Annotated in this window: 6 protein-coding genes; 2 read left to right on the top strand and 4 right to left on the bottom strand. The window is 59.9% G+C overall.

Features of this window, described 5'->3' with window-relative positions:
- Positions 1–1,064 precede the first annotated feature (1,064 nt).
- Positions 1,065–3,734 (bottom strand): ATP-dependent chaperone ClpB, encoded by a 2,670-nt coding sequence (clpB, locus tag BG22_RS07115; RefSeq protein WP_140494425.1) that lies wholly within the window; start codon positions 3,732–3,734, stop codon positions 1,065–1,067.
- A 381-nt stretch (positions 3,735–4,115) separates the two neighbouring features.
- Between clpB and BG22_RS07110 the strand changes: the two genes are divergently transcribed.
- Positions 4,116–5,045: an AEC family transporter gene (locus tag BG22_RS07110; protein ID WP_140494423.1), complete on the top strand. Its 930-nt coding sequence runs from the start codon at positions 4,116–4,118 to the stop codon at positions 5,043–5,045.
- A gap of 255 nt (positions 5,046–5,300) precedes the next feature.
- Here the strand turns inward: BG22_RS07110 and BG22_RS07105 are convergent, their stop codons facing one another.
- The 3 genes from BG22_RS07105 to BG22_RS07095 all read right to left on the bottom strand — a co-directional run bounded on the left by BG22_RS07105 (position 5,301) and on the right by BG22_RS07095 (position 10,442).
- Positions 5,301–6,122 carry a fumarylacetoacetate hydrolase family protein gene (locus tag BG22_RS07105; RefSeq protein WP_140494421.1) on the bottom strand — a complete coding sequence of 274 codons (822 nt, stop codon included), beginning with the start codon at positions 6,120–6,122 and terminating at the stop codon, positions 5,301–5,303.
- 430 nt (positions 6,123–6,552) lie between these two features.
- A complete protein-coding gene (locus BG22_RS10960) occupies positions 6,553–8,499 on the bottom strand; it encodes a DUF4854 domain-containing protein (protein WP_219846935.1) in 1,947 nt (648 codons plus the stop codon).
- Positions 8,500–8,846: 347 nt separating this feature from the next.
- Positions 8,847–10,442, bottom strand: a complete 1,596-nt coding sequence (locus BG22_RS07095; protein ID WP_258186266.1) for a sialate O-acetylesterase — start codon at positions 10,440–10,442, stop codon at positions 8,847–8,849.
- Between the two features lie 596 nt (positions 10,443–11,038).
- On the opposite strand from BG22_RS07095, the gene BG22_RS07090 reads away from it, so the two are divergent.
- The gene (locus BG22_RS07090; protein ID WP_308810460.1) at positions 11,039–13,147 is read left to right on the top strand and encodes an alkaline phosphatase family protein; all 2,109 of its coding nucleotides are present in this window, start codon (positions 11,039–11,041) and stop codon (positions 13,145–13,147) included.
- Positions 13,148–13,310: the final 163 nt, after the last annotated feature.

Below are 13,310 nucleotides of genomic sequence, written 5' to 3'. Positions count from 1 at the left end.
TCGATCTCCTCTCACATCAGGCGGGTACGGCATCCACCGCGCGTGTTACCAGTATGCACCGCTCACGGCACGCGATGGTATGCGACAGTGCGACATCATGCGATGCCGGCCACGCCGACCACTGTTTTGCGGGACACATGCATTATCCGCATAGTCTCCCCGTTTGAAGACGCAGTGTCTTAGAGGTGCAATGTGTTTGGTAGCGCGACGATCATCAATCAAGCCCGCATAGCCCTACACTCGGAGGAGCCATGGCGCTTACCCAAATGCCTTATCTCGCAGACACGCATAGCTTCCACACCCGGCGCCGTCATACCATCACCGTCACGCGGGTCTCGGAGTTCGTGGACGATGCACATCATCGGCACTTGAGGCGCACGACCACATCCAATGCGCCGAGGCCAACCCCATCTCACCCTCGGCGTCATAGCCATGAATTGCTATCTGGCTTGTAAGGGGTACATTTCACCTGTCACGGTTAGCTATCTGCGCTGCAAGGGGTACATGACGAAGTAGCCATCGACTCAAAAGCGCTCAATACCATAGCCAAATCAGCCCTCATACTCGGGATATGAGATTTAAGGTACCCCTTGCAACGCAGATAGCTTTTCAGGCAATCGGTGTACCTACCCCTTGCAAAGGAGAAAGCTCTTTTCCGTCAAGATTGACGCACCGGGACACCACATGGCTTATGCCCTAGTGGTCCGTCTCTTAAACAATTGAGGGCTTCAGCTTTTTCTCTCCCCCAGTCAGCTTCGCTGACAGCCCCCTCACCAGAGGTGAGCCAACACCACTCAGACAATTACGAGACAGACCACTAAGGCCCATCTTGAATTGTCGGAGTGGCATTAACTCCCTTTGGGACGAGCTGACCTGCAAAACGGGTCCGCGGGCAGTCAATCCGTCAATGAACGGCCTACAGACAATGGGACCGTGGATGAAACCACGGCCCCATTTATAAGTCCGTCAGCAACTTTGCAGTGGTATCAAGCAACACACAGCAACATCACAGCGGCATTGCCGCAGCTATTAGCACTGCAGCACCGTTGCCGAACCTGCAACCGTCACTTGTCCTCGGTGACCTTGTCCACGTTCACATCCGGGTCGTCGCCGACGATTTGGTCGCTGGCCCACGCGGAGAGCTCGAGGTGCTCGCCGCCGGTCTGGTCGACCAGCACGGTGTCGCCGTCGTGGACCTTGCCGGCCAGCAGCATGCGGGCCAGCTGGTCGCCCACCTCGGTTTGCACCAGACGGCGCAGCGGACGGGCGCCGTAGGCCGGGTCGTAGCCGGTGTTTGCCAGCCACTCGCGGGCGGAGTCGGTCACGTCGAGCGTGATGCGGCGGTCGGTGAGGCGCTGGGCCACGCCACGCACCTGGATGTCCACGATGCCGCCCAGCTCCTCGCGGGTGAGCGGATGGAACATCACGATGTCATCCAGACGGTTCAGGAACTCCGGCTTGAAGTTCATGTGCACCGCGTCCATCACGGCCTTCTTCTTGGCGTCGGGGTCCAGATCCTCGTTCACGAGGAACTGCGAGCCGAGGTTGGAGGTCATGATGAGGATCGTGTTCTTGAAGTCCACGGTCCGGCCCTGACCATCGGTCAGACGACCGTCGTCAAGCACCTGCAGCAGCACGTCGAAAATCTCGGGGTTGGCCTTCTCGACCTCGTCGAACAGCACGACGGAGTACGGGCGACGGCGCACAGCCTCGGTGAGCTGGCCACCCTGCTCGTAGCCGACGTAGCCAGGGGCCGCGCCGATCAGGCGGCTCACGCTCGCCTTCTCCATGTACTCGGACATGTCGATGCGCACCATGGCCTTCTCGTCGTCGAACAGGAAGTCGGCGAGCGCCTTGGCGAGCTCGGTCTTGCCCACGCCGGTGGGGCCGAGGAACAGGAACGAGCCGGTCGGACGGTTCGGGTCGGAGATGCCGGCACGCGAGCGGCGCACCGCGTCGGACACGGCGGTGATGGCCTCCTTCTGGCCAATCACGCGCTTGCCGAGGTAGTCCTCCATGTGCAGCAGCTTCTCGTTCTCGCCCTGCATCAGGCGGCCGACGGGGATGCCGGTCCAGTCGGAGACGATCTCCGCCACGGAGTCGGCGTCCACGCGGTCAGGCACCATCGGCTCCTGCGCGGGGTTGGAGGAACCGGTGTCCTTGGACTCGGCGTCCGCGTTCTCGGCGGCGGCGAGTTCCTTCTGGATGGCCGGAATCTCGCCGTACAAAATCTTCGACGCCTCGGCCAGGTTGCCCTCGCGGGTGAACTTGTCCGCCTGCACGCGCAGGTCATCAAGCTTGGCACGCAGCTCGCCGACCTTGTTGTGCCCGGCCTGCTCGGCATCCCAACGCGCCTTGAGGCCGCTGAGCTTCTCACGGGTGTCCGCGAGTTCAGCCTGCAGCTTGCCCAAGCGCTCCTTGGATGCCGGGTCCTCGGCCTTCTTGAGCTGCATTTCCTCCATCTCGAGACGGGTCACCTTGCGCTGCAGCTCGTCGATCTCCTCCGGGGAGGAGTCGAGCTCCATGCGCAGGTGCGCGGCCGCCTCATCGACCAGGTCGATGGCCTTGTCGGGCAGCTGACGGCCGGAAATGTAGCGGTTGGAGAGGGTCGCGGCGGCGACCAGCGCGTCATCGCCAATCGTCACCTTGTGGTGCGCCTCGTAACGCTGCTTCAAGCCACGCAGGATGGCGATGGTGTCCTCGACGGACGGCTCGCCCACGTACACCTGCTGGAAACGACGCTCCAGCGCCGGGTCCTTCTCGATGTTCTCGCGGTACTCGTCCAGCGTGGTGGCGCCGATCAGGCGCAGTTCGCCGCGGGCCAGCATCGGCTTGAGCATGTTGCCGGCGTCCATGGAGCCCTCGGCGGCACCCGCGCCCACGATGGTGTGGATCTCATCGATGAACGTGATGATCTGGCCGTTGGCGTTCTTGATTTCGTTGAGCACGCTCTTGAGGCGTTCCTCGAACTCGCCACGGTACTTCGAGCCGGCCACCATCGAGCCCAGGTCAAGGCTGATGAGCTTCTTGCCCTGCAGCGTGGTGGGCACGTCGCCCGCCACGATACGCTGGGCGAGGCCCTCCACGACGGCGGTCTTGCCGACGCCGGGCTCGCCGATCAGCACCGGGTTGTTCTTGGTGCGGCGGCTCAGAATCTGGATGACGCGGCGAATCTCCTGATCACGGCCGATGACCGGGTCGAGCTTGCCTTCCTTGGCGGCGGCCGTCAGGTCGGTGGAGTACTTCTCCAGCGCCTTGTACGAGCCTTCCGCGTCCGGGCTGGTCACCTTCGCGCCGCCGCGCACGCCGGGCACGGCCTTGCGCAGGGCCGCCGCGGTGACGCCGTTCTTCTCCAGAATCTCGGCCGACTGGTTCGGCTTGCTGGCCGCGATGCCGATGAGCAGGTGCTCGGTGGAGACGTATTCGTCACCCATCTGCTGCATTTCCTTCTCGGCCTGCGCGATGGCGGCGGTCAGCTGACGGCTGGCCTGCGGCTGCGAGGTGGTCGAGCCGGACGCGCTCGGCAGACCGACCAGCGCGTTGCGCACCGCGGCGCCGATGGCCTTCGCGTCGCCGCCCGCGGCCTCGATGAGCGAGCGGACCACGCCGTTCTCCTGACGCAGCAGCGCATCCATGACGTGCAGGGTCTCGACCTGCGCGTTGCCGGCGGCGGAGGCGCTCTGAATGGCGTCGCCGACGGCCTCTTGGGCCATGGTGGTGAACTTCTGTTCCATAGTGTTCCTCCAAAAGTCTTCTTGTATGCCTGCCGTGGGCGCGTGCCGATGTGTACCGTGCGCACCGGCGTTTGCCGCGGTATGCGCGGGTACCGGAGTGCCAGAATTCGGCTCGGCACATGACCACGGCAGGCATTCGTGTCATGTTCTGACACTCTCAACCGGCCTGCGACCCATTCTATTCCCAAAACTTGAGTGAAGGAGACTCAAGTTTTGGGGATTCGGTGGGCGCGTCCATCATGCGCACCGCCGCCGAGGCGGCCGGCGAATCGCTCCTATACTCGCCACTGAGTCGTCGCGCGATTTTCCAAGCCGACCCGCCCATTCCGCAACCGGGCCGGCAAGCGCGACCGCGAAATACCCGGGAATGAAGAGAAGAACATGATTTTCCAAGCCGGCGCGCTGCTGCTCGCCATCATCGTCCCTTACGCGCTCAAGCATCTGCACGTCTTCGGCGAGCGCGACTACAAGGTGGCCCAAGGACTGGTGTTCAACCTCACGCTGCCATGCGCAATCATCCTCTCGTTCGCCACGAACAAGCATGACATGCGCATGCTGTGGATCGTGCTGTTCGGTTTCTTCGCCTGCGCCGTGCCGCTGTTCATCGTGTATCTTGGCTCGCGCGGTGACGAGCGCAACTATCGCGCGTTCCAAATGCTCAACGCCTCGGGTCTGAATCTCGGCGCGTTCTGCCTGCCGGTGGTGCAGACGTTCATGGGCGCCTCGGCCGGACTGCCGATCATCATGCTCGACATCGGCAACGCCACTGTGGCGACGGCGGGCTCGCTCACCATCACGCGCACACTGCTGAAGATGGACGGGAATTTCAAATCGCTGCCGTTGCGGCTGCGGCTGCGCAACATCGCGCGCGATTTCCTGGGGTCGATCTCATTCGACATCTACATGCTGATGCTGGTGTTCATGTTCGCGCACATCACCATCCCGCAGCCGATCGTGACGCTGATTACGCCGTTCGCCAACGCGAACGCCTTCTGCGCGATGGCCATGATCGGCCTCATGATGGAGATTCCGGACAATCGCAAGGACCGCGTGGAGCTGTTGAAGGTGATCGGCTGGCGTGCGGTGTTCGGCGTGATCATCGCCGTGGCGGCATGGTTCCTGCTGCCGTTCGACATGCGCATCCGCGAGATCATCGTGCTGGGCGCCTTTGCCCCGATCACGATCTTCTCCACCAAGTTCACGGACTCGCTCACCGGCAACGCCAAGCTGGCTGGATTCTCCCTGACCGTGACGGCCATCATCTCGCTGGTGGTGATGACCGCGCTGCACGCGGTGCTGCCGGGGGCGTGAGACGCGCGGCGCGCAACACATGACACGAGAGGCGCGCGACGGCCGCCCTCGGACGGCGGATAAGTAGAGAAAAGAATAGCCGCCATCCGTAGGCGGCGGCGTAATTCGGCGCTAGCGGTCTGTCCTCAATAATTGAGGACTTCAGCTTTTCTTTCCCAGTCAGCTTCGCTGACAGCCCGTCCTGCAATTAAGGGCGCACTGGCCCGCGAAGCGGGTCTGAGGGGTAGTGCATTAATCAACGAACTTATGGCGTGGCTAGGCGCGCACGATCACGTTGCGCAGGTCGCCGATGCCCTCGACGTGGACGATAGTCTCGTCACCGGGGTCGAGGTGACCGGAGGCGTTCGGCGTGCCGGTCATGATCACGTCGCCGGGCAGCAGCGTGGAGAACGAGGAAATCGCGGCGATCTGCTCCGGGATGCCGTGGATGAGGTTTGCGGTGGTGCCGGACGCCATCGGCACGTCCTCGCCGTTCAGGGTGAAGGAGATGTGGGCGTCGCGCCAGTTGAGGTCGTCGCGCATCACGATCCACGGGCCGAGCGGGCAGGAGGTGTCGAAGCCCTTGGCGCGGGTCCACGTCGGGTCGATGCCCTGCAGGTCGCGCAGGGTCACGTCGTTGACGCAGGTGAAGCCAAGTACGTAGTCCATGGCGTTCTCCACGGACACGTTCTTGGCGATGCGACCCATCACCACGGCCACTTCCGGCTCGAAGTTCATGTCCTTGGAGCATGCGGGGTACACAATCGGGTCGTCCGGGCCGATCACCGAGGTGGACGGCTTGGTGAAGATGACCATGTTCTCCGGCGCGTGTGCAATTTCGGAGTGACCGGCCTCGTGCATGAACTGCGCATGAGCCTCGTAGTTCTTGGCCAGACCGTATACCTTGGAGGGAATCACCGGGGCGAGCAGACGGATGCCGTCGGCGTCGAGCGCGTAACGGTTGCCGGTGGGCGTGACCTGATCGCCGGCCAGCGGGTGACCGTCCAGTTCGACGAGGTAGTCCTTGCCGTCGTTTTCATCCTTCTGCACGAAGGCGTAACGCGGCGAATCATTGAGCGAAAAACGTGCAAGTCTCATGGTGCCTAGCGTACACCGGTTTAGCGCGCTCAACGTCATGACTCTTCTGGCAGAAGCGGTCGTATGGCAAGCGAGCGGGGATGTTGGGTTTTGGATTAGGTTTGGGCCCGTCAATCAATCATGGATTGGGTCACTATAGGGGCTGACGGGTGCGGGGTTTGGTGTGCGATACCCAACACACTCAAGGCCGTTCGGCCAAGCCTACGGTTGGGTATCGCACACCAAACCCCGCACCCTTCCGGCGAATGGCTACGCCGGTGCGCAAATCACCGCGAAGGAATTAGGTTATGTTAGACCAAAGTGTTGTTATTCGGGTTGCACGCATACCGTGTCATCCACCTTCATGACATGCCGGTGATGCTTGGACGCGAGTAATTGCAACGCCTCCAATAAAACCAACACTTTGGTCTAACAGTCCCAGGAATTACGCCTACTGCTCGGTCCAGGTCTGGTCGAAGAGGGACTGGCCGCTGGCGGTGTGCATGTAGACACGCAGCGAGGCCTTGCCGCTGGAGGTCTTGCACATCGTGCCGAGCATGTCGGCGGTGGACTGGTAGGTGTCGCTCAAGGCGGAGACCGACGAGGCGATGGAATCGCCCGCGGCGGCGTACTCGTCGCCGACCGTGTACTCGTAGACCAGCGTGTCGCCTTCGACATGGTAGGAGAAGGTGATGCCGGAGCCGGACAGCGAGTCAACCTCGGACTGGATGGAGGACTTGAATTCGTCGGAGTCCACGAATGCCTGCACCGAGTCGTAGAGGCCGTAGTCGCCGCTGGACAGGTCGTTTTCGGTGTCGTTGAGCGTGTTGTCCAGTGAGTTGTCGAGGTTGTCGAGGTCGCTGGAATCGGAGTTGGAGTCGGTGCTGGAATCGCCGCCGATGCTCGAGTCGGTTCCGGAATCGGACTGGCTGTAGGAGGAGTCGGACTGCGCGTCCTGTATCGCCTTATTCGCTATCGCAGCACTGCCCGCCAGCCCCACCACGACCAGAACGATCGACAGCACCATGCTGATGATGCTGATGACGATGCCGGCGATGGCCAGCCCCTTGCCCTTACCGCCCTGCTTCTTGATCTGGTTCAGGCCGATAATACTCAGGATCAGGCCGATCACCGCGACGAAGAACGAGCAGATGAAGCCGGCGATGGCCATGCCGTTGTACTTCTGGTTGTTCGGGTTGTACGGGTCGTCCGCCGGGGAAAGCGGCGCGTTGCCGCCGGCGCCGTCGCCGTTGCCGCCCGCGTATGGCGGGTACTGGCCGTATGGCGGGACGCCACCCTGCGGCGGGAAGTTCTGCGCCTGCGGAGGCACGTTTTGTTGCGGAATGTTCGACTGCGGGACATTCGACTGCGGAGCCGGACCGGGGCCGCCGTACACGGGATTGCCGTACACGGGACTGACCGGCGTTGCGCCTTGTGGCGGAACCGGGTGGTCGCCGGCGCCGTACTCGGGAGCGCCGGGTGCAGCATTCTGCGACGAAACAGAGCCGTTACCGTCATACGCGGGAGCGCCGCTCACCGGCACGCCCTGCTGAGTGTAAGGGTTCGCCCCGTACGCCGGCTGCTGCGGCTGGGACTGCGGCGCAGAATCAGCCGGAGCGGCGGCCGGTGCATCGGGGGCGATGGAATAGGCCGCCGGGGTGGCCTTCAGCGCGGACGACGGAATCGCCTCGGTTTCGGCGAATGACGATACCACTCCAGGAACGCCATTGGCGGGTGTCGCATCCGCAGCAGCGGGGAATATCGAATTCGGTTCATGGCCGGACGATGGAATCGCCTCGGTTGCCGGCTCGGGCTGCGCGTGCGCGGGAGCCTCCTGCGCCGCCGCGACCGGCACCGCGCCCAGTGGCGGCACGGCCAGCGTGGGCTGCTCGGTCGGGGTGAACGCTTGCGTGGGGGCGGCGTCGTTACCGGCAACGGCACTAGCCGAATCAGTCAAGCCAGCCGAGCCGACCAAGCCAGCCGACGGCAGGGCCTGCGTGGCCTGCAGCGGCTCCTGTTGCAAAGACGGCAACGCCTGGGTTGCCGCCGCCCCATCGCCAGCCGCGGGCAGCGTTTGCGTCGCCCGCTCAGACTGGTCAACGATGGGCAGAGCCTGAGTCGGCTTCTCTCCGGACAATGCCGAGGACGCCGGCGCCGGAGTCGGCCAGCCCAACGGGGCAAACGGCTCCGTCCCCGATTCGACGCCGGCCGTGCCGGAAATCTGGACGTGCGGCAGAGGTGTCGTTCCGGAATCCCCCGTCAACGGCAACGTCTGCGTCGACTGCTCAGGCTGACTGACGTCCGCACCGACCGGCAACGGTTCGGTGGGATTCGTCTCGATTGGTTTGGTTTCGGCGGCCCCGGTCGGAATCGGCTCGGTTGCATTCGAATCGGCCATGATGCGCTCCTTCTCATCCCGTGCCTACTGGTCAGGCACGTCCCCAACGCGCGCTACTTTGTGCGTTACTTCACATCGTACGCGCGCTTGGGTGGAATCGCATCCATTACCAAACAGCATTCACCTGCATGTCCGGCACTGTTTAATTCACTACGTTGACCGCTATTCCCCTATTCCCGCATTCATCCATTTGCTCTTTCAACCGTAAACATCAATAGCGTCAGTGTATTCGTAGAACAAAGAAAGCAATTTACCGCATAATGCTACGTAGTATTTCATGAAATTCAGCAAACTGAACAAATCATAAACCGGCGCAAGCCATATCTACACCAGATTCAGATGTCACACTACGACTCGGAGATTCCCAGGCTGAATGGACTGGCGGGCAAGTCCAAACCGTTGTAGAGCAGCACGCTGCTCGTGGGATTGGAACGCCATAGGTACCGCACCTGTCTGATGTCTCGAACGTCTTTGGCTGTCACAAGCACGGTATCGTCGTCCGTGATGGACGCCGAAGCGGCTTTGAATACGCCATCGGGGCCCGCGACCTCGAACCCCTGCAACGGCTTATCGGTATCATCGGCCGTATGCGTCGCCGTCGCACGCGTTGAATAAATCGGCGACATGGCATGCAGGCCTTCGCCGGTCGAGCCAGTGAAGGAAATTTCAACAGTGGACCCATCCTCATCAGTTTGCACGGCACGTTTGGGCATGGGACTTGCCGGCACATCAGTCTTATTCTGCATGGCTTGCCATTGTTGGGCCATGCGGTATGCCAATATATCCTTGCCAAGCGGATGAATCAGCTCGCTGGTGCCCTTGTCCGCATCGATGGAGACGGTCATGGCCACATTCTTTTGAGAGCCGACAGCCTGCAGGGCATCCAACTGAGCCTGACGAACCCCTGCGGTATCGACATTCTCATCGTATCGAGCCAATTGCACATAGAGAAAAGGCAAATCAGCATCCTGAAATATCTCGCGATATTGATTAATCAATGTCACAAAATTCGCGGAATATGATGCGACGTCACTGGGAATTCCAGCCTCATTCTCGCCCTGATACCACAGAACACCGCCGACATTGTACCCTCGCAAAGGTGCGATATGCGTGCCGTAGATTTCCCCACCAACCATGTGCTGCTTGATGGGAGAGCCGCCCCAAGCCGTTTGAATAATTCCAATAGGCACATCAGGGTTGTTTTCCCGTAAATGTTCGGCGAAGAATTGCGCCAGGTAGCTGAGATATTGCGCATTATCGTCATCAGCCGCAAGCCACCCACTCTCGTTATATGAGAGCAACGGGAATTCCCCATCATTCTCATCGTAATTGCTTTTTACATGGGAAGCCACTAGGAAAAACACATAGCTGTCGGAAATGGTATCCGGAAGATCGTCAGTGGTAAATACACCCTGCATATTCTCCTGTCGGGCAGCTTCATAACCATAGTATTGATCATAATTCAGTTCCATATTGGACTGCCCCGCAGCAACGAATACATCACCCACATACGTTTTCCGGATGGTGAACAGCTGGTGGCCCTTGCTGGCGATGGACAACGTATACGGTTTGAGCTGTGCCGGCAACGTCTTCAGACTGATTGAGAAGTTTCCCTTGGCATCCGCTGTGGTCGTAGCCTCCGCCGTATGCTTGTCATCGCTGTCTTTCATGGCAACGGTGATGGACGCCTTCGGCGTGGTCGAGCCCTGAACGGCAATCGGCTTATTACGCTGGAACACCATATTTTCCATGTAATAATTGGGAAGTGTTACACTCTTCGCTTGCACCGAGGACGAAGCGGGAGTGGTTTCTGTCGTCTTCTGCGAAGCATGCGAAACGGTCAGCAGACCGCCGAACACCAATATGGCCATGACGGCAATCACCGCCACCACAACGCCGATTGCCACGAATACGCCGCGTTTTCTTGTCTGATCACTCATCATGGTTGTCTCGACCGCTTAGCCTTTTCTACGTTGCATTGTGAGATGATGATTGGCCAACCAAGCCAGCCCCACATCACGTATAGCACAGCCTCCACGACGAGGAAAGAGCGTGCATCTCGCTTCTTGCACAAAGTCCGTAAATCGGAGACATCATGATTTCCACCAGCAAGAACCCATAGAAGAAGAGCCGCGCACAGCCGTATACGTATCCTCACGATCCGAAGAATCTGAGCCCACACCCTTTGCCCTTTGCCATCCGCCCCAGCTGGAACTCGGCAAACAGCAAGTAAACACGCAGAAAACTACTTCTAAACCTGCCGTTACAATGTGAGGCTTGCAACGTTGTTGAATGCAGATGGGTTGTAATGGCAGTTCAAGAATCAACACAACAGGGCGTCCCGCCAAATCCGCCAAATCAGGAACAAGCTTTGGAGCTTCCCGGAAAAAGCTCGGACAGCAAGCCGGCCGACGCGGCGGCAAAGAACCGTAACAGTGTTCTTGCAGGTTTTACTTCGCGGATTACCGCACAGATGCAGCCGCTGTATAACTACTTATCCGCCGTCTTTGCGCCAATACTTACTTCACACTGGTTCCAAGTGCTCCAGCGCGCCTTCGAACGCATCTTCAATACCACGCGCGATCTTTGGCAGAAGCGTCTTCAATTCTCTTATGCGTTCTACAGCATCGTGTTCGTGGTCTCCACCGCCATCACGGTGACAGTGATGCAATGGAGCATGTACAGTGAGCCATCGTACGACGATCCCAGCGCAGTGGACGACACCACCAAAATGCTCGGCAGCGTCAAAGGACAGCTCACGATGTTCGTCAGCCAGATGTGGCTGCAGAACAAGTACAACTGGCTACTGAACTTCCTAGTGCTCGGGCTGATCTATCTCACGATGATCTTCGTGCTCAATCGTTTCTGGATCGCCACCGCATTGTTCGTAACCATCATGATCACGTTCACGGTGGCGAATCGCATCAAAATCGGTCTTCGCAACGAACCGATCCTGCCATCGGATCTGAACTTCATCACTGGCGGCAACGGCGGTGAAATCGGTTCGTTCATACCAAAAGACAGCCAACCGCTGGTCGACGCCGCCGTCCGTCTGCTTCTTGCGGTGGTGCTGACCTGCATTTTCCTGCAGATTCTTGACCGCCGCACCTGCGTCATTCCCTTCCACTGGAGGCATCCGTTCAGGAACGCCCAGACTGTCCTCGGCAACTGCACACGCGCGATTGCCGTGGTCGTCAGCGTCGCCACGTTGTTCTCGTTCACATGGAACCTCAGCATTCCGGGTTCATGGTCGTATACGTGGGCGGCGCGCATGGGAGATTCGCCGCAGCTATGGAATGCCATGGGCGACGCTCAAAACAATGGTCCCATCATGAATTTCCTACGGTTGGCACACGTCAAGGTCATGGACAAGCCGGAAGGCTACAGCAAGCAGACCATGGAGGATCTGGCCGCGGAATATGCCAAGCAGGCGGAATCCACCAATCAGAACCGCGCCACCAATCTCACCGACAGCACGGTCATCATGATCTTGTCCGAGTCGTTCTCCGACCCGACCCGCGTGGCCGGCGTGAGCTTTTCCGAAGACCCGATGCCGAACATCCGTGCACTGAAGGACTCGACCACTTCCGGTCTGATGCTGTCCACCGGCTACGGCGGAGGTACCGCCAATATCGAATACCAGTCCCTGACTGGTCTGAGCATGTCGATGTTTGACGATTCCATGCAGTCCATGTACCAAGAACTGGTTCCCCATGAGAAGCAGGCATACACGTTCAACCAAATCTGGAACGCGCAATTTGGCGAAACCGGTTCCATCGCCTTCCACCCGTATTACAAGGGCATGTATCTACGCGACAGCAACTACAAGAAGTTCGGTTTCGATCAGTTCCTTACGCTGGACAGCCAGCCCGAAATCACCCATCAGGACCGCATTGACAACTCCATATACGTCAGCGATGCCGCATCGTACCGGAATGTGCTTGACACGTTGGCCGATGGCACGAGTCATTCCCGATTCATCCAACTGGTGACGATCCAGAACCACATGCCCTACAGCAACTGGTATGCGGATAACCAGTTCCAAGAGGCGGATACATCCACACTGGCCGGAGACGAACGACAGAACGTGGAGACCTATGCCAAAGGCGTCAATATCACCGACCAGGCGACCACCGAATTCCTGAATCAGCTCGATGCGTTGGATGAGCCGGTCACCGTCATCTTCTACGGCGATCACTTGCCTGGCATCTACGACACAGCTGTTAGTGGCACACCATTGAGCGACGCCAACGGCCGCGCCTCGTTGTATGAGACTGATTACTTCATCTGGTCGAATCAGGCATCGGCGTCCGCAGAAACGAAGCTGGACCAGCAGGAGACCAGCTATACCTCATCCAATTTCTTCATGTCGCTTGCCGCGGAGCATATGAACGCGAAGGTTTCCGCTTATCTCGAGCTGTTGGGCGAGCTGCACCAGCAGGTGCCGGCGCTCAGCAGGGCGGTGTCCACGGTCGACTCGCAGAGCGGCGACAACAAGACCTACCTGTCCGCCGACGGCAACGTCGTGCCCTACAAGTCGCTGTCCACCAAGGCCAAAAAGCTGCTGAAGGACTACGAACTGGTGCAGTACGACCTGACGGCCGGCAAGGGGTATCTGAACGACACCGATTTCTTCAAGGTGGGGTAGCTGCATTCCGCCCCAGTCAGCTCTGCGCCTGGCTCCCCTCAGAGAGAGGAGCCGATGGGGTGGGCGACAAACCGAACACGGGCGTGGGGATGGCTCCCCTCTTTGAGGGGAGCTGTCAGCGGAGCTGACTGAGGGGAGCCCGAAGAGAATGGCTTACTTTGCC

It is taken from the genome of Bifidobacterium sp. UTBIF-78 (assembly GCF_006408945.1).
In the GTDB taxonomy this organism is placed as follows: domain Bacteria; phylum Actinomycetota; class Actinomycetes; order Actinomycetales; family Bifidobacteriaceae; genus Bifidobacterium; species Bifidobacterium myosotis.
This window is presented reverse-complemented; position numbering and strand designations above follow the sequence as displayed.

What these genes read in the sequence shown, in the direction of transcription:
- clpB (WP_140494425.1), bottom strand. Translation starts at nt 3,734, where the DNA reads ATGGAACAGAAGTTCACCACCATGGCCCAAGAGGCCGTCGGCGACGCC.
- BG22_RS07110 (WP_140494423.1), top strand. Translation starts at nt 4,116, where the DNA reads ATGATTTTCCAAGCCGGCGCGCTGCTGCTCGCCATCATCGTCCCTTAC.
- BG22_RS07105 (WP_140494421.1), bottom strand. Translation starts at nt 6,122, where the DNA reads ATGAGACTTGCACGTTTTTCGCTCAATGATTCGCCGCGTTACGCCTTC.
- BG22_RS10960 (WP_219846935.1), bottom strand. Translation starts at nt 8,499, where the DNA reads ATGGCCGATTCGAATGCAACCGAGCCGATTCCGACCGGGGCCGCCGAA.
- BG22_RS07095 (WP_258186266.1), bottom strand. Translation starts at nt 10,442, where the DNA reads ATGATGAGTGATCAGACAAGAAAACGCGGCGTATTCGTGGCAATCGGC.